This window comes from Bradyrhizobium sp. BLXBL-03, from assembly GCF_051853015.1.
GTDB lineage: Bacteria > Pseudomonadota > Alphaproteobacteria > Rhizobiales > Xanthobacteraceae > Bradyrhizobium > Bradyrhizobium manausense.
This window is the reverse complement of the sequence record NZ_CP182470.1, coordinates 5779839-5800911: the sequence shown is the minus strand read 5'-3', so window position 1 is coordinate 5800911 and position 21073 is coordinate 5779839. Positions and strand designations below refer to the sequence as shown.

Sequence of the window (21073 nt, the reverse complement as noted above, 5' to 3'; positions counted from 1 at the left end):
CGGTCGAAGCAACAAGAAGGAAGGCAACGTGGCGAACAAGGTCAAGGAAATCTGGAAGTCGGGCAAGGCCGTGGTCAACGCGTGGCTCGCCATTCCCTCCGGCTTCTCGGCTGAGATGATCGCGCAATGCGGCTTCGACAGCGTCACCGTCGACATGCAGCACGGCGTGCAGGACTATCTGTCGATGGTGCAGTGCTTCCAGGCCATGGACAAGCACCCGGTCACCCCGATGGTCCGCGTGCCCTGGAACGAGCCGGGCATCATCGGCAAGGTGCTCGATGGCGGCGCCTATGGCGTGATCTGCCCGATGGTCAACACGCCGGAGGAAGCCAGGAACCTGGTTTCCTATTCGAAATATCCGCCGCAGGGCGTCCGTTCCAACGGCCCGATCGCGCCGGCATGTACGGCACCGCGGGCTCGTACCAGAAGACCGCCAATGCCGACACCATCCTGCTGCCGATGATGGAGACCAGGACCGCGGTCGAGAACATGGAAGCGATCCTCGACGTCGAGGGCATCGACGGCGTCTATGTCGGCCCGTCCGACCTCGGCTTCTCCTACGGCCTGGAGCCGAAGCTCGACCGCACCGAGCCTGAGATCCTGGCGATCTACGACAAGATCATCAAGGAATGCGGCAAGCGCGGCCTCAACCCCGGGATCCATTGCAGCGGCGCCGAAGGCGCAGCACGCGCCATCAACATGGGCTTCAAGCTCGTGACGCTGTCGAACGAGGTCGGCATGATGACCACCTATGCAAGGATGCAGGTCAACGCCACCCGCAAGGATTCCGGCGGCAAGGCCTGACAAGTCTCGCGAATGGCGAATGGGGAGTAGCGAACGGCTGCTCCCTTTTCCATTCGCCACTCAACATTCGCTACTCGCCTCCGAAGGAGACTCCCATGACCATCAGCCCCGTCATCCGCCTGCATCCCGATGATGGCGTGCTGATCGCGCGCGCCAGCCTGCCGCCGGGAACATTGGTGGCCGACGGCGTCACCACGGTCGAGCGCATTCCCTCCGGCCACAAGGTCGCGATCAAGCCGTTCGCGGTGGGCGAGCCCGTGATCCGCTATGGCCAGATCATCGGCTTTGCGACGAAGGCGATCGCGCCGGGCCAGCACGTGCACGTGCAGAACATCGGCATGGGGGATTTCGCCAAGGACTACGCCTATTGCGCCGACGTCAAGCCGACGCCCAATTTCGACCTGCCCGCGACCTTCGAAGGCATCCGCCGTCCGGACGGCCGCGTCGCCACGCGCAATTATATCGGCATCCTCACCTCGGTGAATTGCAGCGCACATGTCGCTGGCCTCGTCGCCGACGTCTTCAAGAAGAATCCCTTCACGGGCGACAATCCGCTGGCGGAGTTTCCGAACGTCGACGGCGTCGTCGCCCTGACGCACAAGACCGGCTGCGGCATGACGCAGAACGAGCCGCTCGCGCTGCTCCGCCGCACGCTCGGCGGCTATGCGCGGCACGTCAATTTCTCCCACGTCATCGTGCTCGGCCTCGGCTGCGAGGTGAACCAGATCGGCGGCCTGATGGAAGAGCAGAAGCTCGCCGGCCGCCTGCGCGCGATGGACATCCAGGAGGTCGGCGGCACCCGCAAGACCGTTGAAGCCGGCATTGCCTTCGTGCGCGAGGCGCTGACCGACGCCAACAAGGTCAGGCGCGAGAGCGTGCCCGCGAGCGAGCTCACCGTGGCGCTGCAATGCGGCGGCTCGGACGGCTATTCCGGTGTCTCGGCCAACCCGGCGCTGGGTGCGGCCAGCGACCTCATCGTGCGCCACGGCGGCACCGTGATCCTGTCGGAGACGCCCGAGACCTATGGCGCCGAGCATCTCTTGACGCGCCGCGCCGTCAGCCGCGAGGTTGGCGAGAAGCTGGTCGATCTCATGCGCTGGTGGGACGAATACACCGCGCGGGAAGGCGCCGAGATGAACGCCAACCCGAGCCCCGGCAACAAGGCCGGCGGCCTCACCACGATTCTGGAAAAGTCGCTCGGCGCGATGGCCAAGGCCGGCACCACCAACCTCGTCGAGGTGCTGCGCTACGCCGAGCCCGTCACAAAGAAGGGCTTTGTCTTCATGGACACGCCCGGCTACGACCCTGTCGCAGCAACGGGGCAGGTCGCCGGCGGCGCCAACCTCGTCTGCTTCACCACCGGGCGCGGCAGCGTGTTCGGCTGCAAGCCGGCGCCCTCGATCAAGCTCGCCACCAACACGCCGATGTACAAGCGCATGGAAGAGGACATGGACGTCAATTGTGGCACCATCCTCGAAGGCGAGGAGAGCGTCCAGCAATGCGGCGAGCGCATCTTCGATCTCATCCTGAAGACCGCCTCCGGCCAGCCGACCAAGAGCGAAAGCTTCGATTTCGGCGGCGCCGAGTTCGCGCCCTGGGTGCTTGGCGCAACGATGTGATCGCGCGCGGCGGTAGCTGGACACAGCAGGCCGCCGGCTACGTAATCATACGTAGGCGTCATTTGATCGCACGGGTTCCCGTGCTCACCGCTGATTAATATTTGCTGCCGTAATCCTGAATCGAAGCGGGCTCGACTCCTCAAGGCGCTGCCCCTTCGCGAGGGATTGGGCGAGATGACGCGTGCGATACGACCGACCGGCGTGGAGAGTTTCCTCGGCGAGGAAGAGCTGATCGTGTCGAAGACCGATCTGAAGGGCCGCATCACTTACGCCAACGACGTCTTCGTCCGCATGGCGAAGTACAGCTACGCGGAGCTGATGGGCGCGCCCCACAGCCTGATCCGCCATCCCGAGATGCCGCGCGCCGTCTTCAAGCTGCTGTGGGACACGCTGCAATCCAGGCAGGAGATCTTCGCCTATGTCGTCAATCTGGCGAAGGACGGCAGCCATTACTGGGTATTCGCGCACGTCACGCCGACCTTCGACGAGCGCGGCAATATTGTCGGCTATCACTCCAACCGTCGCAAGCCCGATCCCGTCCAGATCGAGCGGATCAAGCCGATCTACAAGACGCTGTGCACTGAGGAGGCGCGGCACGCCAATGCCAGGGACGGCATGCATGCGAGCTTCGATGCGATGGTCGGACTCCTAAAGCAACAGGGTGTCGGTTACGATGAATTTGTGCTCTCTCTCTAAGGCGCAGGGAGCGGCCGCGCTCGCGTGGGTTTTTGCCGTGGTCGCGCTCGTCCTCTCGCTTCTTGGCGTGACCGGACTTTTCGCTGCGGCATTGCTCGGCGCAACCGTCGCGCTGCTCGGCTACGCCGTCTGGTGCCAGCATCGCACGGCGGTGGCCGTCGCCGAGGTGGCCGATGTCTGCCGCAAGGCCTCGCACGGCGATCTCGAAGCGCGTATCCTGAGCGATCGTCAGGCCGGCCGGATCGGATCGATCCAGAAATCGGTCAACGACATGCTCGACATCACCGACGCCTTCGTCCGAGAAGCTTCGGCGTCGATGGACTATGCCAGCCGAGGCAAGTATTTCCGCAAGATCCTCGCGCGCGGTCTGCCCGGCTCGTTCCGCCGTTCGGCCGCCGTCATCAATTCCGGCACCGACAGCCTCGGCCGCCGCGTGGTCGAGATCGGCGATCTCGCACGACAGTTCGGTACTCATCTCGACGCCGTCGCCGGCACGCTGATGGGCGCGGCAACGGATCTCGAATCCGACGCCGGCCAGATGGCGACCGCAGCCGAGAAGACCAGCCGTCAGACCTCCGGCGTGCTCAGCGCCTCCGACCAGGCCTCGCGCAACGTCGCGACCGTCGCCAGTGCCGCCGAGCAGCTCGCATCCTCGATCGCCGAGATCGGCCGCCAGGTCACCGGCTCGACCGCGAGCACGGGCCGCGCCGTGACTGAAGCGAACCGCGCCGGCAGCGAGATCCGAAACCTGGCGGATGCCGCGCTGCGGATCGGCGACGTCGTCAAGCTGATCAGCGAGATTGCTTCGCAGACCAATCTGCTCGCGCTCAATGCCACCATCGAGGCGGCGCGTGCCGGTGAGGCCGGCCGCGGCTTTGCGGTCGTGGCTTCCGAGGTCAAGAGCCTCGCCAACCAGACCGCCAGGGCGACCGAGGAGATCAGCGCCAAGGTCGGCGAGATGCAGCAATCGACCACCAACTCGGTCGCGGCCGTCGAGGCGATCGCGCAGACCATCGCCGAGATCAACGGCATCACCGCCTCGATCGCGACCTCGATCGAGCAGCAGGGTCTCGCCACCCGGGAGATCGCCCGCAACGTTCAGGAAGCCTCGGCCGGCACCGCGCAGATGTCCTCCAATGTGACGGGCATCAGCGAGGCCGCCGCCGACACCGGCCGCGTCGCAGCCCGCGTCAACAGCGCCTCCGAGCGCGTCCACGGCGAGGTCGAGACTCTCCGGCGCGAGGTGACGCAGTTTTTGCAAAGGCTGACCTCGGCGGCGTAGCGCGGCCGCAGAGGTCACCGGGCTCCCGTAGCCCGGATGGAGCGAAGCGCAATCCGGGGCGGTCCATCCGCGGATGAAGAACCCCGGATTACGCTTCGCTCCATCCGGGCTACAGGGACATGAGGGATACTTCATAGGCACCCTCTGCCCGTTGTTAGTGCTTGATCGCATTGACGTCAGGTGTTCTGCTCAAAAAAGCTGCTGGAGCACCGTACCCCGTGTCGATCTACGTCGCATTACACCACGTCACGCACTACAAATACGACCGCCCGATCGATCTGGGACCGCAGACCATCCGCCTGCGGCCGGCGCCGCACACGCGGACGCCGATCCTGAGCTATTCGCTCAAGGTCACGCCATCCAATCATTTCGTGAACTGGCAGCAGGACCCGCAGGGCAACTGGCTGGCACGCTACGTCTTTCCGGAGAAGACCACCGAGCTGAAATTCGAGGTCGACTTCACCGCGCAGATGACGACGGTCAACCCGTTCGACTTCTTCGTCGAGCCCTATGCCGACAGCTTCCCCTTCGAGTATCCCAGGGATCTCAAGACCGAACTGGCGCCGTATCTCGAGACCATCAAGCCTGATCCGGCCTTTGCAAAATATCTGGCCTCGATCCCGCGCGAAGCGCCGAACACGGTCAACTTCCTGGTCGAGCTCAATCGCGAGCTGCAGAAGAAGATCAGCTACATCATCCGCATGGAGCCCGGCGTGCAGACGCCGGAGGAGACGCTCACCTCCTGCGCCGGCTCATGCCGCGACTCCGCCTGGCTGCTGATCCAGACCTTTCGCCATCTCGGCCTCGCCGCCCGCTTCGTCTCCGGCTATCTGATCCAGATCCGCCCCGACATCGATCCGATCGAGGGGCCGCCCGAGGTCGAGAACGATTTCACCGATCTCCACGCCTGGGCCGAGGTCTATCTGCCGGGCGCGGGCTGGATCGGGTTTGACGCGACCTCGGGCATGCTGGCCGGAGAGGGGCACATCCCCGTTGCCGCCACGCCGCATTACCGCTCGGCCGCGCCGATCTCGGGCGGCGCCGGCTTTGCCGAGGTCGAGTTCTCCTTCGACATGAGCGTGAAGCGCATCCGCGAAGCGCCGCGCATCACAAAGCCATTCTCGGACGAGTCCTGGGCGCGCCTCAATGATCTCGGCGAGCAGGTCGACGGCGATCTCGCCGCGCAGGACGTGCGGCTCACCATGGGCGGCGAGCCGACCTTCGTGTCCGTCGACGATCTCGAAGCGGCGGAATGGAATACGGAAGCCGTCGGTCCGACCAAGCGCACGCTCGGCGACGAACTGATCCGCCGTCTGCGCCATCGCTTCGCACCGGGCGGCCTGCTGCATTACGGCCAGGGCAAATGGTATCCGGGCGAGAGCCTGCCGCGCTGGGCCTTTGGTCTCTACTGGCGCAAGGACGGCGTGCCGATCTGGAAGAACGCCGACCTCATCGCGAAAATCGAGAATCCCAGGCGGGCCCAGACCGAGGATGCCGAGGATTTCATCGAGGGCACGGCGGCACGGCTCGGGCTCGATCCCGGCTACATCATTCCGGCCTATGAGGACACGGTCTACTGGCTCCAGAAGGAAGCCGAGCTTCCGATCAACGTTGACCCGTCCGACTCGAAATTGTCCGATCCCGAAGCGCGCGCCCGCATGGCGCGGGTGTTCAACCAGGGCCTCCGCGCGCCGCGCGGCTTCGTGCTGCCGGTGCAGCGCTGGAACGCGCCGCCGCGCTGGCGCAGCGAGCGCTGGCAACTCCGGCGCGGCCACCTGTTTCTCTCGCCGGGCGATTCACCGCTCGGCCTGCGGTTGCCGCTCGGCTCGCTCGGCTATGTCCCGCCCAATCAATATCCCTACATCGTCGAGCAGGACCCGATGGAGGCGCGCGGCAAGCTGCCGGTGTTCACGCTCCCGGAGCGTCCGAAAGCGCCGCCGCGCGCCGCGCCCGAGCATCTCAACACATCCATTCCCGTCCGCACCGCGCTGTCGATCGAAGTCCGCGACGGCGTGATCTGCGCCTTCATGCCGCCGGTCGAGCGCATCGAGGATTATCTCGAACTGATCGCGGCGATCGAGGCCACCGCCGAGGAGATGCAGCTCCAGGTCCATGTCGAGGGCTATGCACCGCCGTTCGATCCGCGCATCGAGGTCATCAAGGTGACGCCCGACCCCGGCGTGATCGAGGTCAACATCCAGCCGGCACAGAGCTGGCGCGATGCGGTCGAGATCACCTCGGGCCTCTATGAGGACGCCGGCAAGGTCCGTCTCGGCGCCAATCGTTTTCTGCTCGACGGCCGCCACACCGGCACCGGCGGCGGCAACCACGTCGTGATCGGCGGCTCGAGTCCGCAGGATTCGCCCTTCCTGCGCCGGCCCGATCTCTTGAAGAGCCTCGTTTTGTACTGGCAGCGGCATCCGTCGCTGTCGTACTTCTTCTCGGGTCTCTTCATCGGCCCGACCAGCCAGGCGCCGCGCATCGATGAAGCCCGCCACGACAGCATCTACGAGCTCGAGATCGCGCTCTCGCACGTGCCGCCGCCGGGCTATCAGGTGCCGCTGTGGCTGGTGGACCGGCTGTTCCGGCATCTCCTCGTCGACATCACCGGTAACACCCACCGCTCCGAGATCTGCATCGACAAGCTCTATTCGCCCGATGGCCCGACCGGACGTCTCGGCCTCGTCGAATTCCGCGCGCTCGAAATGCCGCCCGATCCGCGCATGTCGCTGGCGCAGCAGCTGCTGATCCGCGCGCTGATCGCAAAGTTCTGGCGCGAGCCGCAACAAGGCAAGTTCGTGCGCTGGGGCACCGCACTGCATGATCGCTTCATGCTGCCGCATTTCATCTGGGAAGATTTCCAGGACGTTCTCTCCGAGCTGAAAAGCTCCGGCTATGCGTTCGAGCCGGAATGGTATCTGGCCCAGCTCGAATTCCGCTTCCCCGGCTTCGGCCGCGTCCATCACGGCGGCGTGACGTTGGAGCTGCGGCAGGCGCTGGAGCCCTGGCACGTCCTGGGTGAGGAAGGCTCGGCCGGCGGCACGGTGCGCTATGTCGATTCGTCGGTCGAGCGGCTCCAGGTCAAGGCCGAGGGCTTCGTCGAAGGCCGCCACATCATCACCTGCAACGGCCGCCGCCTGCCGATGACCTCGACCGGCCGCTCGGCCGAGGCCGTGGCCGGCGTTCGCTTCAAGGCCTGGCAGCCGGCCTCCGGCCTGCACCCGACCATCCCGGTCCATGCGCCGCTGACTTTTGACCTGATCGACAGCTGGAACGGCCGCTCGCTTGGTGGCTGCGTCTATCACGTCGCCCATCCCGGCGGGCGCAACTACGAGACCAAGCCCGTCAACACCTACGAGGCCGAGGCGCGGCGGCTGGCGCGCTTCCAGGACCACGGCCATACGCCGGGGCCGATCCAGCCGCCGCCCGAGGAACGCACAAGTGAATTTCCCCTGACCCTCGACTTGCGAACCACGCTCCTGCAATGAGTATGATGGTGGGGCAGGGAGAGGCGCATGGGCGAGGGCGCAGCCGAAGAGGACAGGGGGACAGGTAAGGGGCAAGGCCAGCGTGACGGCCAGCGCCGCCTCGCGCAATGGGTCCGCGATTACAGCCGCCTGCCTGGCATCCCCGACGAGTTCCTGGGCCCCGATGGGGCCCCGCGCGCGGTCTGGAGCCGGTTCTTCGAGGCTTTTGGTGCGCTGGCGCCTGACGAGGTCGAGCGGCGCTTCGGCATGGCCGACCGTCACCTGCGCGAGGCCGGCGTCACCTATCGCGCGCCAGGCGACAGCGCCGATCGACCCTGGATGCTCAGCCATCTGCCGCTGCTGATCGATGAAGCCGACTGGCAGCAGCTCTGCGCCGGCATCACCCAGCGCGCCGAGCTCTTGGAGCTCGTGCTGCGCGACATCTATGGCGAGGGCCGGCTGATCGCGGAGGGCGCCCTGCCTGCCGGCGCGATCGCCGGCAGCCCCGAATATCTGCGTCCGGTCTGCGGCGTGCCGCCGCCGGGCGGCCGCTATCTCTCGCTCTATGCCGCCGATGTCGGCCGCGGGCCCGACGGCCGCTGGTGGGTGCTCGGCGACCGCACGCAGGCGCCGTCGGGCGCCGGCTATGCGCTCGAGAATCGCCTCGTGCTGTCGCGCGCCTTCTCCGATCTTTACAAGTCGATGAACGTGCCGCGCGTCGCGCCGTTCTTCGAGGCATTTCGCGAATCTCTGCGCGCGCGTGCAGACCGCGACGAGCCGCGCATCGGGGTGCTCACGCCCGGCAGTTTCAGCGAGACCTATTTCGAGCACGCGACGCTGGCGCGTTATCTCGGCTTCCTCTTGGTCGAGGGCGACGATCTCGCCGTCAGCGACAACCGCGTCCACATCCGCACTGTTGCGGGGCTGAAGCGGCTCGACGTGCTCCTGCGCCGCGTCGATTCCAACTCGCTCGATCCGCTCGAGCTCGATGCCTCCTCGCATCTCGGCGTACCCGGCCTGATCGACGTGCTGCGCAAGGACGGCGTCGTCGTCGCCAACATGCCGGGCTCTGGCGTGTTGGAGGCAAGGGCGCTGCTCGGCTTCCTGCCGGCCTTGAGCCGTCGCCTGCTCGGCGAAGAGCTGAAGATGCCGCATATCGCGACCTGGTGGTGCGGCCAGAAATTGGCGCGCGACGAGGTGTTGTCGCGGCTCGACGAGGTCGCGATCGAAGGCGCCTATCAGCGCGGCGTGCCGGGCTTCGATAGCAACGGTCCGGTGCTCGCGAGCGAGCTCGATGTCAAAGGACGTCAGCGCCTGATCGATTCCATAGCTGCGCGCGGCATGGATTATGTCGGCCAGGAGGTGGTGCGCCTGTCCACCATGCCGGTGTGGGAACACGGCCAGCTGACGCCGCGGCCTTTCGTGCTGCGGGTCTTTGCAGCCGCAACGCCCGAGGGCTGGGCCATCATGCCCGGCGGCTTCTGCCGCATCGCCGAGCAGGCGGACGCGCGTGCGGTGTCGATGGGCGACGGTGCGCGCGCCGCCGACGTCTGGGTTGTCTCCGAGAAGAAAGTCTCGACCGCATCCCTGCTGCCGGCCACCGACAAGGTGCGCATCCGCCGCATCGCCGGTGTGCTGCCGAGCCGCGCCGCGGACAATCTGTTCTGGCTCGGCCGCTATCTCGAACGTGCCGAAGCAACGCTGCGGCTGGTGCGCGCGCTGGGCTCGCCGAGCGGGCCAAACAAGGGCACCGCGGCTTCGCTGCAATCGGCCGAACGGATCCAGCGTCTGCTGGTGACCTGGGGGGCGATCTCGCAGACCTCGCGCGCGGCACCGGGGCGCATCGTCGCAGAAGCCTTGCAGAGCGAGGCGCGTTTCGGCTCGGCGCTGTCGCTGGTGCGCTCGGCGCTGCGCACGGCCACCTCCCTGCGCGAGCGGCTGTCGCCCGATGCCTGGCAGGTCATCACCGAGATGGCCGAGCGTCTCTCCTACGAGGTCGAGGACGACGACAGCGTGCTGAGCGCGGCCGAGCTGACCCTGCAGGAACTTGCCAGCTTCGCCGGCCTTGCGCAGGAGAACATGAACCGCGCCGCCGGCTGGCGCTTCCTCGATATCGGCCGCCGCACCGAGCGCGCCATCAACACCGCGCGCTTCGCGCGGCAGTTCGCCTATGACGAGGCCGGCGATGAGGATCTCGACATCCTGCTGACGCTTGTCGATTCCCAGATCACCTATCGCTCGCGCTATCTGCTGGCGCCGATCCTGGCGCCGGTGCGCGATCTCGCGGTGCTCGACAGCTACAATCCGCGCTCGGTCGCGTTCCAGGTCGCGACCTTGAACGAGCATATCGCGGCGCTGCCGAGCCTGAAGGAGCACGGCCTGATCGAACAGCCGCAGCGGCTTGCGGTGGCGGTGCAGGCGATGCTGGCGACTGCGGAGGCCGAGAAGCTTGAGGTCAAGGCGCTGTTCGCGCTGGAGCAGGACCTGCTCAGCCTCGCCGAGGCGATCGGGCTGCATTACTTCCCGCATGGTCCGAATGCGAGCCGGCCGGAAAAGCTGACGGGGCTGGCGTGATCTACGACATCCAGCACGTCACCACCTACGAATATGAGAACCCGGTCAGCTTCGCACGCTGCACCCTGCGGCTTGAGCCGAACAGCGCTCACGGTCAGGAGCTGATCTCGCACAAGGTCGAGATCCGCCCGCGTCCGTCCGAGCGCAACGTCCGCCGCGACTTCTTCGGCACGCTGACCGAGAGCATCGTCATCGACGCCGCGCATCGCAATTTGCGCATCGACTCGCGCTCGCGCGTTTCCGTCGATCGCAAGCCGCCGGCGCGCGATGCCGCGAGCCCGAGCTGGGAGAGTATCCGCGACATTGCCTTCGAGGCCACGAGCCTCGGGCCATCCTCGCCGGTCGGCTATGTCTTTGCCAGTCCGCTGGTGCCGGTTCTGCGCCCCGTCAGCGCCTACGCTGCGGAGAGCTTCAGGCCCGACACCGGCATCCTCGCCGGCGCGGTTGATCTGATGCACCGCATCCGCGCCGAGTTTCGCTACGACCCCAAGGCCACTGCGATCTCGACGCCGCTCAACGAGGTCTTCGATAAGCGCCACGGCGTCTGCCAGGATTTCGCTCATGTCATGATCGCGGGACTGCGCGGGCTCGGCCTGCCTGCGGCTTATGTCAGCGGATACCTGCGCACCATTCCACCGCCGGGCCAGGCGCGCTTGCAGGGCGCGGACGCAACGCATGCCTGGGTGTCGCTGTGGTGCGGGGCCGAGCTCGGCTGGATCGATTTCGATCCGACCAACGATCTTCTGGTCGCCAACGACCACATCGTGCTGGCGGTCGGCCGCGATTTCTCCGATGTGTCCCCGGTCGACGGCATCATCGTCGGCTCGCCGAAGCAGAAGCTCGGCGTCGCCGTGGACGTGCTGCTGGTGGAATGATCCGTCCGCAATGCGGTGCAGGCGCCCTGGCCGCGCCGCAGCGGTGCCGCCGGTACCTATACGTCATTCCGCATAAGATGAACGGTCGGCCATTGCACATGCCGGCACAGCGGCCGCACGGCCTTGCTGCGGCGTGCATCGCAGTGTGACCGTATCCGTGATGTTGCGCGGCGGGAGAGTAACACATTTACGTATTTTTGTTCCGGGATTTGGTCAGTCGCCCCAGATTGGGCTATGCTGGCGGCTGCGTCGAGGACCAGAATGAGGCTCGGGAGTTGCCGTGGGACACCACCGACAGACGGGACTGCATCCATGATGACGTTACCGCGACTGGCGGCTGAATCCCTGGAGAAGTTGCTGGGCTCGTTCATGCGTCGCAGGTACGACGAGACCTATGCCAGGGTCGTGGAGGCCTCGACGCGCACCGCGATGGAATGCATCGGCAACAGCGATGCGCTCTATCACAACATCGAGCATACGATGCTGGTGACGCTGGCGGCCCAGGCGATCATGCTGGGCCGCAATCTCCATGCCCATATCGATGCCGACGATTACATTCACGTCCTGATCGCCTGCCTTGCGCACGATATCGGCTATGTCCGCGGGCTGTTTCCGGAAGACGACGAAGACGGTTTCATCATCGACGAGGCCGGCACCAAAGTGTCATTGCCGCGCGGTGCGTCCGATGCCAGTCTGATGATGTATCACGTCGACCGCTCGAAACTTTTCGTGCGGCGGCGGTTACCGCCGATCCGTGGCGTTGACTCTGAGCGGGTTGCCCGCGCCATCGAGGGGACGCGCTTTCCGGCCCGCCAGGGCCAGGAATACGACCACGAGGCCTCGATCCTGCGCGCCGCCGATTTCATCGGACAGCTCGGCGATCCCAACTATCTGCGCAAGGCCAACGCGCTCTATTACGAGTTCGAGGAAGTCGGCATGAACCGCCAGCTCGGCTACGACTCGCCCGCCGACATCGTGAACCGCTATCCGCAATTCTACTGGAACAGCGTCGCACCGCACATCCAGACCGAGATCGGCTATCTCAACAAGACCGAGATCGGCCGGCAGTGGATCGCCAATCTCTACAGCAATGTGTTCCGCGCCGAACGCGAGATCTCGCTGTCCGGACCGCAGAAATAGAATTGCTCAACCGGTCTGCGCGACGGCACCACTGCTGGCGCCTTCGATGCAATCGCGCCGAACGGAATCCAACGTCCGCCGCAGCCAGGTCTTGATCGTCCCGACCGGCACCCCGAAGCGCTCTGCCAGCATCCTCCGGCTTTCGCCATCGAGATAAGCCCGCGACAGCAGTTGACGGCGTTGATCGGGAAGCCGCTGAATGGCGCGAGCCGCGATCGGTTGAACGAGGTCGTAGTCGAACGCACTTTCGTGCTCGGAGATTTCGGGCACCGACAGCGCTTCGTCGAAATCGGCCATCGGCACCTGCTTGAGCCTGACAGCGTCGATCGCGGTGTGGCGCATGATCGCACACATCCAGGTGATCGGTGAGGAACGGGCGGGATCGAAGCGGGCCGCATGTTTCCAGATCTTCAAATAGGCGTCCTGGAGCAGGTCATCGAGATCGGCGTTCACAGGTGCAATCGGACGTGCAGTCATGCGCAGCTTGTTGCGCGTCGCGGCGAAAAGCTCGGCGAAGGCGCGCTGGTCGCCGCGCCCGACGCGGGCGAGAAGATCGCTCAGGCGCTCGATCGTCGGGTCCCGTGCCGTCCGTCTGCCGCAGCTCATTCCCTCATCCTCCAGCATTGCTTGCCAGGAGAACGGCGGCGCGATGCGACTGGATCACATGGGGATGCTCAAAGCCGCACGAAGGGCGAGATCAACCGGCCAAGCCAGCCGTGCATCTGCAAGTCGCCGCGCATGGCCACAAGGCAAAGGCACGGCATGTCGCTGCCGACGATCGGCTGGTGATCGACCTCGCCGTCGCCGAAGTCGAAATCGCCTGGCCTGAAATCGCCGCCCTGATGGCTGAAGCTGCCTTTGAGCACCAGGGTCAGCTCCGTCCCCGTATGCGAATGCTCCAGCATGCGCGTGCCGGGTGCGGACCACAGCAGGAACGCGCGCGAGGTGTCCGCGCCAGGCAGAACGATCGGCTGCATCTTGACGCCCGGTGCCACGCGCCGGCTCTTGGCGAACCGGCATTTGCGCAGCATCTCGGGCAGGTCATCGTCAAGCAGCGGCACCGGCCGCGAAGAGGCCGGCGCATGCGTTGATGTCGTCTCCGGCTCGTCGATCGCAGCCATGATCGTCGCGAACGCATCGTCCGCCATGGCGACCGGAGCGGCCTGTTCAAGCGCGGCACCCGCAAGCTGCTCGATCGCGGCGATGAAACGCTGGCAGCGTGGGCATTGCGCGGCATGGACGCCGATGACGAGGCGATCGGCTTCGTCGAGCCGGCCGGCGGCGAAATCGCCCAGCAGATCTTCGGGTGGATGATGGTTGATGGTCATGTCAATCGTCCAAGAGATCTCTGAGCCGCGCCATGGCGAGCCTGATGCGAGACTTCACCGTTCCGAGCGGGATACCGAGCCTTTCCGCGATCTCGCTATGCGGCTGCTCCTCGATAAACGACATTCGGATCACGGTGGATTGCTCGTCTGACAATTGCTGAAGCGCCGCCGATACGCGCAATATGTCGTCGCGCCGGGTCATCAGGGTTTCCGGCGAGTCAGCGACCTCGGGCGTCTCATCTTGCTGCGCGCTCACGGCAGCCTTGGCCAGCCGCGTCGCAGCCCTGGCGGAATCGATCCGCAGATTGCGCGCGATCGTGAAAATCCACGCAGCCGCGCCCGCGGACGTCGGGTCGAACCGGGCCGCCTTCCGCCAAACCGTCAGGAGCGTCATTTGCGCGATCTCCTCCGCGGCGTCGGCATTCATCCCGGTCTTGACCAGGAATCCCTTCACGCGCGGAGCAAAATGCTCGAACAAAAGCTTGAACGCGTCCCGATCGCCATGGGCCGCGACACGTCCGATCAATTCAGCCCATTCCACTGTCGCCTTGGGCCTTTCTTTGGGCCTTTCGCCTGAAACTCGTCGAGGCCAATCCCGCCGGGGAACTGCTGCAGGCTTGCTGCGCCACAGGGGCCTGCTCGCAGCGCTAAGACCGGTCGTCATGGAGCCTCTGATAACATGTCCCAACCATAACGCCGGGCATGGCCATCCGGATCAGTCCATGAACCGGCTTGTTTTAGGGGCCGGGCCCGGGCGCGACAAGCCTCGGCGTTCTGAACCGCATGAGGCTGTGCGCCGAAACGGATGGATTGCCGGAGGTGTTCGATTTACGCTGCGGGAGGTAGCGAGGTGCGCAGCATGCAATACAAATCCGTCACGACTGAGGTTCTGGAGATTGCCTATCTCGACTACGGCGCGCGCGATGGCTGGCCCTGCATCATGGGCCACGGCTTTCCCTATGACGTAAACGCCTATGCCGAGGCCGCGCCGATCCTGGCCCAAGCGGGCGCACGGGTGCTGGTGCCGTGGCTGCGCGGCTATGGGCCGACGCGGTTCCGCTTCCCGCAGACGTTGCGTTCCGGCGAGCAGGCGGCGCTGGGCGCCGATCTCTTGGCCTTCATGGATGCGCTCAAAATCGAACGCGCCGTCGTCGGCGGCTATGATTGGGGCGGCCGTGCGGCCTGCATCGTCTCGGTGCTCCACCCCGAGCGCGTCGTCGGGCTCGTCTCCGGCAATTCCTACAACATCCAGAACATCGCGCGCGCGATGGAGCCGGCTTCGCCGCCGCATGAGGCCGCGCTGTGGTACCAATATTTCTTCCACAACGAGCGCGGCCGCCGCGCACTGGAGCGTAACCGGCGCGGCTTTGCCCGGCAGCTCTGGACGATGTGGTCGCCGAAATGGCAATTCGATGACGCGACCTTCGACAGAAGTGCGGTGTCGTTCGACAATCCTGATTTCGTCGACGTCGTGATCCATTCCTATCGCCACCGCTTCGCGCTGGTCGAAGGTGATCCCGCCTACGCCGCGATCGAGGCGAAGCTCGCCGCGCAGCCACAGGTCCGCGTCCCCACGATCGCGATCGACGGCGACAGCGACGGCGTCATCCCGGGTACCGCTCATCATGCGGAGAAATTCGAGGGTTTCTACCAGCGGCGCGTCTTCGCCGGCGCCGGTCACAATCTGCCGCAGGAGCGGCCCGCCGAATGGGCGCAGGCCGTGCTGGACGTGCGGAAAGCGGCGTCCTGATTTTCGCGACCGCGGGAACTTTTCGCGGTCGCCGTCGTCCAATCCTGAGACTGCCAGGGAGATGACACATGGCCGAGGACAAGAAGCCGAGCGGACCTGATCTGACCAAGGGCGTGGCGATTGGTGATTTCAAGGACGGCAAGCTGCTCGGCCATGTCGGCGAGGAGGACGTCCTGCTGGTGCAGGCCGGCAGCGAGATCTTTGCGATCGAGCCGCTTTGCAGCCACTATCATGGTCCGCTCGCCGAGGGGCTGGTGGTCGGCGACACCATCCGCTGCCCCTGGCATCACGCCTGCTTCGCCTTGCGGTCAGGCGAAGCCACGCGGCCGCCGGCGCTGAATGCGCTGGCAGTATGGGACGTCACGCGCGATCGGGACAGGATCACCGTTGCGCGCAAGCGCGAGGCGCCGAAGCCCTCGATCGCTCATCGCAGCGCGCCGACGTCAGAAAAATTCGTCATCGTCGGCGGCGGTGCGGCCGGCTTCGTGGCGGCCGAGACGCTTCGCCGCGAGGGCTTTGCCGGCGCCATCACCATGCTCAGCAATGACGGCGCGATGCCGGTCGACCGGCCCAACCTCTCCAAGGACTATCTCGCCGGCAACGCGCCGGAGGACTGGCTGCCGCTGCGCGGCGAGAACTATTATCAAGACGCCGGCATCGATCTCAGGCTCAATACCAGCGTCTCGGGGATCGACCCGAAGACGCGCAGCGTCACGCTCGGCAATGGCGACAAGCTGCCATTCGATCGTCTGCTGCTCGCAACCGGTGCCGAGCCGGTCAGGCTGCAGATACCAGGCGCCGACCAGCCGCATGTCCACATCTTGCGCTCCGTCGCCGACAGCCGCGCCATCATCAAGGCATCAGGCAGTGCCAAGCGCGCGCTGGTGATCGGCGCCAGTTTCATCGGGCTCGAGGTCGCGGCCTCCTTGCGCGCGCGCAAGATCGAGGTTCACGTGGTCGCGCCCGAGGAGCGGCCGATGCAGAAGGTGCTCGGCCCCGAGATGGGTGACTTCGTCCGGTCACTGCACGAAGACAATGGCGTGATCTTCCATCTCAACGACACCGTCGAGAAGCTCGATGGCACCCGTGCCGCGCTGAAGAGTGGCGGCATGATCGAGGCCGACCTCGTCGTAGCAGGCATCGGGGTCAGGCCCCGCCTCGCGCTGGCGGAGCATGCGGGGCTTGCCGTCGATCGCGGCGTCAGCGTGAGCGAATATCTCGAGACCAGCGTCGCTGGAATCTTCGCGGCCGGCGATATCGCGCGGTGGCCGGATCCGCATTCGCGGCAGACCATCCGCGTCGAGCACTGGGTGGTGGCGGAGCGGCAGGGCCGGACCGCGGCGCGCAACATGCTCGGCAGACGCGAGCGTTTCGACGCCGTGCCGTTCTTCTGGAGCCAGCACTACGATGTGCCCATCAACTATGTCGGCCACGCCGAGAGCTATGACGACATCGCGATCGAGGGCAGCATCAAGGACCGGGATTGCCTGTTGCGGTACCGCAAGGATGGCCGGGTGCTCGCCGTCGCCTCGATTTATCGCGATCTCGATAATCTCAAGGCCGAGCTGGAGATGGAGCGGTCGCGCGCTTGATCTGCGTCAACGTCGGTGGCCGCCTGGCTGATTTGCTGGCTGCGGTCCCGGTGCCGTGCTATCCTGAGATGTGCTCTGGGGCATCACATGCAGGAGGTGCGTCATGACGTCCACTTCGGATACCTCTTCCCATCTCGGCCTCGGTTCCGGCGTTGCGGCGCTGCATGGCAAATGGGGCTGGATCGTCGCCATGGGTGCGGTCTATCTCATCGCCGGCTTCGTCGCGCTCGGCAGCGTCGTGATGGCGACGGTGGCGAGCGTGCTCGTGGTCGGTGCGATGATGATCGTCGCCGGTGCAGTCGAGATCATCGGCGCCTTCCAGATGAAGAGCTGGGGCAAGTTCCTGATCTGGGTGCTGCTCGGCGTGCTCTACGTCATCGCCGGCATCCTCACCTTCGACAACCCGCTGTTCGCGGCAGTCTTGCTGACGCTGTTTCTGGGCATATCGCTGATCGCCTCCGGTGCCGTCAGGCTGTTTCTCGCCTTCAGCATGAAGCGCGAGAGTCCGTGGGTGTGGGTCGCGTTATCAGGCGCCATCACGCTGCTGCTCGGCCTGTTGATCGTGGCGCGCTGGCCGGTCAACAGCGTCTACATCCTCGGCCTGTTCCTCGGCATCGATTTGATCATGGCGGGCGCAGGCTGGATCAGCCTCGGCCTCGCGCTGAAGCGGCGCGGATAGCAATCGGCAACTCGACGCCGGGCCGCCGACGAATCGCGGCGGCAACAAGGCCGTGCGCGACCTCGTCGCCGCGGCCACATCGTGGTGTTCAGGAGTTCCCGGCCACTGCGGGTTTCATGGGGGCCTCGCCGCTGAGCGCGTAAGACTCCGGGGTATGTGAGCGATCACTACCGAGGTCATGTTGCTGACTCATTCCCTGTTTTAGACAGCGACAACGAAAACACGCGGGGCCGCTTAGGTTCTCGCAACGGTTCCGCGGCCAGGGGTTGGCGCGAATTCGCAAGAGACTGGCGCAAGTTCAAGAACGCTGACGCGTTCGCTTGGCCATGTCCTGCGACATCGGGAACCGCACGAAAATCAAAGGAGATGTAATGGTGTTCCGCTCGAGCGCCGCAACTTGCGGCGCCCTGGTTGCGCTTGTCGTTTCAGTAACCGTTGCTCGCGGTGAAACAAGTGGGGTTCAATCAAGTGCCGTCGTCGAGGCAGCCTGCGAGGGAGCGATCGTTGGCGCTGCATCGACCTATAATCCATTCAAGCCCGGCAAGGAGGAGGGTGGACCGAAAACGGCCTCCGGCGAGCGTTACGATCCCGAGGTGTGGACCGCTGCGATCAAGACGAGCTTGCGTCGGAAGTTCGGCGGGGTCCAATTCGGCGCGAGACCGAAATTTGCGCTGGTCGAAGCTGTCGGCAAGAAGGTCATCGTCAAGATCAACGACGTGGGGCCGCTCAGGCCCGGCCGCATCATCGACCTCAACGAGCGGACGATGCGCCATTTCGATCCGCGCATGAAGCTTGGCGTCATTCCCGACGTCACGGTCAGGCCGCTGTCCGGCGATGGTTGGACCCCGGGGCCGGTGGGCTGAAGCTTCGTTGATCTGGACCAACGAGGAAATGCCGCGGGATGGCACGATGTGATCGCGCCTTCCCGCTCGCATCGTGCGGAGCCTCGTCATGTGGGTCCTGACGTATGTGTTCTCCTATTCGATCAGTCCCGCGAGAGCACCGTCCCAGTCGCTTCAGCTGCGGTTTTGGCACAAACTGCACAGACGCGCTGCGCTATCATAGGTTAACTTTGGCCATGGCCAGCGAGCTGATCATACGTGTCGTCCTCGTTGCGGCCGCTGCTTTCACCGTGGCTGCCGCCTCCGTGCTCATTTTCGGCTATTGATCTATCTCAATCGACGCACCGCGCCTCGGCGTTTCCTGCGTTCGGCAGGACGGGCGGACGAGGTGCGATGATGCAGCCTTGGGCTTTGCATTCGCTGGTGTGGGGGCTGACGGCGATCGGCTTGATAGCCATCGTCTCCATGCTGCTTTGAGGCCGCCGGTGCCTGAGCGTCGCAGATCCAGGCGCGCCGGCGGATGATGAGGCATCACAGGCGAGCCCATCCTCATCGTGTTCGGCCGTCTTCCCGCCACCATGACGGCATCATGCCGATGGCGGTCATCCCGCCTTGGCGATGCGGTTGTCCGCACGCAGGTTCTGGAAGAATTTTTCCACCTCCCGCGACAGCGTGTCCGCGGTCGTGGTCAGGCTGCTCGCCGCTGACAGCACCGAGGATGCCGCCGCATCCGTCTCGCCGATGGCGTCACGCAGCGAGGTGATGTTGGCGACCAGCGTCTCGTTGCCCTGGGCTGCGCTCTGCGCATTGGACGAGATCTCGCGCGTGGCCTGGTCCTGCTGGCCGACGGCACCTGCTATCGCCGAGGTGACCTCGTTGATCTCGCGCACCGCGCCACCGATCTCGCGCACCGCTTCCACCGCGTTGCGGGTGGAGGCCTGGATCATCGCGACGTTCTCGCTGATGTCGGCGGTCGCCTTCGCCGTCTGTCCCGCCAGCGCCTTCACTTCGTGCGCGACGACGGCAAAGCCGCGGCCGGCATCGCCGGCACGGGCGGCCTCGATGGTGGCGTTGAGCGCAAGCAGGTTGGTCTGCTCGGCGATGGTCTGAATGAGGGTCAGCACGCCGTCAATGCGCTGCGTGGCGGCGGCAAGGCTCTCGATCTCGGCGATCGATTTCTCTGTGCGCTGGCCGGTCTGCTCGACCGCGCTTGCGCTCTGACGCACCTGGCGGCCGATCTCCTCGACAGAGGCCGACAGCTCCTCGGCCGCACCTGCGACCGCGGTGACGTTGTGCGAGGCCTGCTCGCTGGCGTTCGCTGCCGTTCCGGCGCGGTTGCTCGCATCCGCGGTGACGCGTGTGATGGTCTGCGCGGTCTCGCGCATGACACTGGCGTTGTCGCTGAGCCCGCGCATGATCGCGCCGATCGCCTCGCGGAACGCCTCGACCGATTGCTCGATATGGCGCGCGCGCTCTTCGCGCGCGGCGGAGTCCTGCGAGACCTGCGAGGCGAGGTTGCGGTTGCGGCCCATCGCGTCCTGGAACACCTCGATGGCGCGGGCCAGCGCACCGATCTCGTCGGCACGCCCCGAATGCGGCACCACGACATTCTCGGCGCCGTCGGCGACCTGCTTGATGGTCGCGGTGATCGCGGCGAGCGGCCGGGCGATCGAGCGGGCGATGATGATGATGCCGATCACGACCAGCGCCAGCGCCAGGCCGGCGAGGCAGGTCAGCACCAAGGACAGCGTGCGGTTGGTCTCGGTCTGAAGCGCGATCTGCCTGGCGCGCTCGGCATAGACCTTGGAGAGCGCCTCGAGGTCCTTGTTCAGCGCCGAGCGCACCGCGCGGTTGGCGTCGTTGTCGCCCCATTCGCGTCCCGCGGCTGCATTGATCTCGATGCCGCGGCGGACCAGCTCCTTGCGGAACTCGACGAACTGCTCGATGCGCTTCTTGAAGGTCGCGAACTGCTCGGCGTCATCGGCCTTGACGATGCTCTCCCAGCCCTTCACGACGCCGCGAATCTGCTCGTTGAACTTGAGCAGGCCCTCGCCGTATTTCTTCACCACCGCCGGCTCGGTCGACATGTAGACGCCGCGCGATTCCATCACGACCGCATAGACCAGCGAGTTGACGCGCTCGACATTCAACGCAGCCGCATTCGCCGTCTCGATCGCGCTGGTCAGCTCGGCACTGCGGCGGCTGTTGTAGTCGGACAGCATCGCGATCGCCGCGGTGAGCAGGGCGAACAGCGCGAAGATCGCATAGAGCTTGGTGGCAAGCGAGAAACGGCCTGCGAGGCCGGCGGCATTCCCAGATCGGTCGATTTGCATGCTGTTCGGGCCCAGATGGCCAGGAGCGGCCGGTGTGCGCGGTCGTATAAATTGACGCAAAACTATGCAGAATGAAGATGGACGCAGTGTTA

At 65.5% G+C, this 21073-nt stretch carries 15 protein-coding genes and 1 pseudogene; 12 read left to right on the top strand and 4 right to left on the bottom strand.

What is annotated here, in order from left to right; all coding sequences use genetic code 11:
- The first annotated feature begins 28 nt into the window (after positions 1-28).
- The 8 genes and pseudogenes from ACNJX9_RS27810 (at position 29) to ACNJX9_RS27775 (ending at position 12457) form a co-directional block, all read left to right on the top strand.
- A pseudogene (locus tag ACNJX9_RS27810) lies at positions 29-804 on the top strand (HpcH/HpaI aldolase family protein).
- 95 nt (positions 805-899) lie between these two features.
- On the top strand, positions 900-2423 hold the full coding sequence (locus ACNJX9_RS27805) for a UxaA family hydrolase (RefSeq protein ID WP_439405205.1): 1524 nt from the start codon (positions 900-902) through the stop codon (positions 2421-2423).
- Positions 2424-2597: 174 nt separating this feature from the next.
- A complete protein-coding gene (locus ACNJX9_RS27800; protein WP_439405203.1) occupies positions 2598-3119 on the top strand; it encodes a PAS domain-containing protein in 522 nt (173 codons plus the stop codon).
- Positions 3097-4401 carry a methyl-accepting chemotaxis protein gene (locus tag ACNJX9_RS27795; RefSeq protein WP_057752970.1) on the top strand — a complete coding sequence of 435 codons (1305 nt, stop codon included), beginning with the start codon at positions 3097-3099 and terminating at the stop codon, positions 4399-4401. The genes ACNJX9_RS27800 and ACNJX9_RS27795 overlap by 23 nt, the downstream gene beginning before the upstream one ends.
- A 218-nt stretch (positions 4402-4619) precedes the next feature.
- The gene (locus tag ACNJX9_RS27790) at positions 4620-7889 is read left to right on the top strand and encodes a DUF2126 domain-containing protein (RefSeq protein WP_439405201.1); all 3270 of its coding nucleotides are present in this window, start codon (positions 4620-4622) and stop codon (positions 7887-7889) included.
- Positions 7890-7916: 27 nt separating this feature from the next.
- A complete protein-coding gene (locus ACNJX9_RS27785) occupies positions 7917-10442 on the top strand; it encodes a circularly permuted type 2 ATP-grasp protein (RefSeq protein ID WP_439405199.1) in 2526 nt (841 codons plus the stop codon).
- Positions 10439-11317: a transglutaminase family protein gene (locus tag ACNJX9_RS27780; protein ID WP_439405198.1), complete on the top strand. Its 879-nt coding sequence runs from the start codon at positions 10439-10441 to the stop codon at positions 11315-11317. The genes ACNJX9_RS27785 and ACNJX9_RS27780 overlap by 4 nt, the downstream gene beginning before the upstream one ends.
- Before the next feature lie 312 nt (positions 11318-11629).
- Positions 11630-12457, top strand: coding sequence for an HD domain-containing protein (locus tag ACNJX9_RS27775; RefSeq protein ID WP_439405196.1), 828 nt, complete (start codon positions 11630-11632; stop codon positions 12455-12457).
- Positions 12458-12463: 6 nt separating this feature from the next.
- Here the strand turns inward: ACNJX9_RS27775 and ACNJX9_RS27770 are convergent, their stop codons facing one another.
- The 3 genes from ACNJX9_RS27770 to ACNJX9_RS27760 all read right to left on the bottom strand — a co-directional run bounded on the left by ACNJX9_RS27770 (position 12464) and on the right by ACNJX9_RS27760 (position 14326).
- Positions 12464-13063, bottom strand: a complete 600-nt coding sequence (locus ACNJX9_RS27770; protein ID WP_439405194.1) for a sigma-70 family RNA polymerase sigma factor — start codon at positions 13061-13063, stop codon at positions 12464-12466.
- Positions 13064-13131: 68 nt separating this feature from the next.
- Positions 13132-13785: a ChrR family anti-sigma-E factor gene (locus ACNJX9_RS27765; RefSeq protein WP_271601941.1), complete on the bottom strand. Its 654-nt coding sequence runs from the start codon at positions 13783-13785 to the stop codon at positions 13132-13134.
- 1 nt (position 13786) lies between these two features.
- Positions 13787-14326: a sigma-70 family RNA polymerase sigma factor gene (locus ACNJX9_RS27760; protein WP_439405192.1), complete on the bottom strand. Its 540-nt coding sequence runs from the start codon at positions 14324-14326 to the stop codon at positions 13787-13789.
- 318 nt (positions 14327-14644) lie between these two features.
- On the opposite strand from ACNJX9_RS27760, the gene ACNJX9_RS27755 reads away from it, so the two are divergent.
- The 4 genes from ACNJX9_RS27755 to ACNJX9_RS27740 all read left to right on the top strand — a co-directional run bounded on the left by ACNJX9_RS27755 (position 14645) and on the right by ACNJX9_RS27740 (position 18669).
- Positions 14645-15535, top strand: a complete 891-nt coding sequence (locus tag ACNJX9_RS27755) for an alpha/beta fold hydrolase (RefSeq protein WP_057752976.1) — start codon at positions 14645-14647, stop codon at positions 15533-15535.
- Positions 15536-15603: 68 nt separating this feature from the next.
- On the top strand, positions 15604-17127 hold the full coding sequence (locus ACNJX9_RS27750; RefSeq protein WP_439405190.1) for an FAD-dependent oxidoreductase: 1524 nt from the start codon (positions 15604-15606) through the stop codon (positions 17125-17127).
- A 103-nt stretch (positions 17128-17230) separates the two neighbouring features.
- Complete coding sequence (locus tag ACNJX9_RS27745; RefSeq protein WP_057752978.1) at positions 17231-17806, top strand: HdeD family acid-resistance protein; 576 nt, start codon at positions 17231-17233, stop codon at positions 17804-17806.
- Positions 17807-18177: 371 nt separating this feature from the next.
- A complete protein-coding gene (locus ACNJX9_RS27740) occupies positions 18178-18669 on the top strand; it encodes a septal ring lytic transglycosylase RlpA family protein (protein WP_057752979.1) in 492 nt (163 codons plus the stop codon).
- 581 nt (positions 18670-19250) lie between these two features.
- On the opposite strand, the gene ACNJX9_RS27735 is transcribed toward ACNJX9_RS27740, so the two are convergent.
- Entirely contained in the window at positions 19251-20981 is a 1731-nt protein-coding gene (locus ACNJX9_RS27735) for a methyl-accepting chemotaxis protein (RefSeq protein WP_439405188.1), read from the bottom strand.
- Positions 20982-21073: the final 92 nt, after the last annotated feature.

What these genes read in the sequence shown, in the direction of transcription:
- ACNJX9_RS27805 (WP_439405205.1), top strand. Translation starts at nt 900, where the DNA reads ATGACCATCAGCCCCGTCATCCGCCTGCATCCCGATGATGGCGTGCTG.
- ACNJX9_RS27800 (WP_439405203.1), top strand. Translation starts at nt 2,598, where the DNA reads ATGACGCGTGCGATACGACCGACCGGCGTGGAGAGTTTCCTCGGCGAG.
- ACNJX9_RS27795 (WP_057752970.1), top strand. Translation starts at nt 3,097, where the DNA reads ATGAATTTGTGCTCTCTCTCTAAGGCGCAGGGAGCGGCCGCGCTCGCG.
- ACNJX9_RS27785 (WP_439405199.1), top strand. Translation starts at nt 7,917, where the DNA reads ATGGGCGAGGGCGCAGCCGAAGAGGACAGGGGGACAGGTAAGGGGCAA.
- ACNJX9_RS27775 (WP_439405196.1), top strand. Translation starts at nt 11,630, where the DNA reads ATGATGACGTTACCGCGACTGGCGGCTGAATCCCTGGAGAAGTTGCTG.
- ACNJX9_RS27770 (WP_439405194.1), bottom strand. Translation starts at nt 13,063, where the DNA reads ATGAGCTGCGGCAGACGGACGGCACGGGACCCGACGATCGAGCGCCTG.
- ACNJX9_RS27765 (WP_271601941.1), bottom strand. Translation starts at nt 13,785, where the DNA reads ATGACCATCAACCATCATCCACCCGAAGATCTGCTGGGCGATTTCGCC.
- ACNJX9_RS27755 (WP_057752976.1), top strand. Translation starts at nt 14,645, where the DNA reads ATGCAATACAAATCCGTCACGACTGAGGTTCTGGAGATTGCCTATCTC.
- ACNJX9_RS27750 (WP_439405190.1), top strand. Translation starts at nt 15,604, where the DNA reads ATGGCCGAGGACAAGAAGCCGAGCGGACCTGATCTGACCAAGGGCGTG.
- ACNJX9_RS27745 (WP_057752978.1), top strand. Translation starts at nt 17,231, where the DNA reads ATGACGTCCACTTCGGATACCTCTTCCCATCTCGGCCTCGGTTCCGGC.
- ACNJX9_RS27740 (WP_057752979.1), top strand. Translation starts at nt 18,178, where the DNA reads ATGGTGTTCCGCTCGAGCGCCGCAACTTGCGGCGCCCTGGTTGCGCTT.
- ACNJX9_RS27735 (WP_439405188.1), bottom strand. Translation starts at nt 20,981, where the DNA reads ATGCAAATCGACCGATCTGGGAATGCCGCCGGCCTCGCAGGCCGTTTC.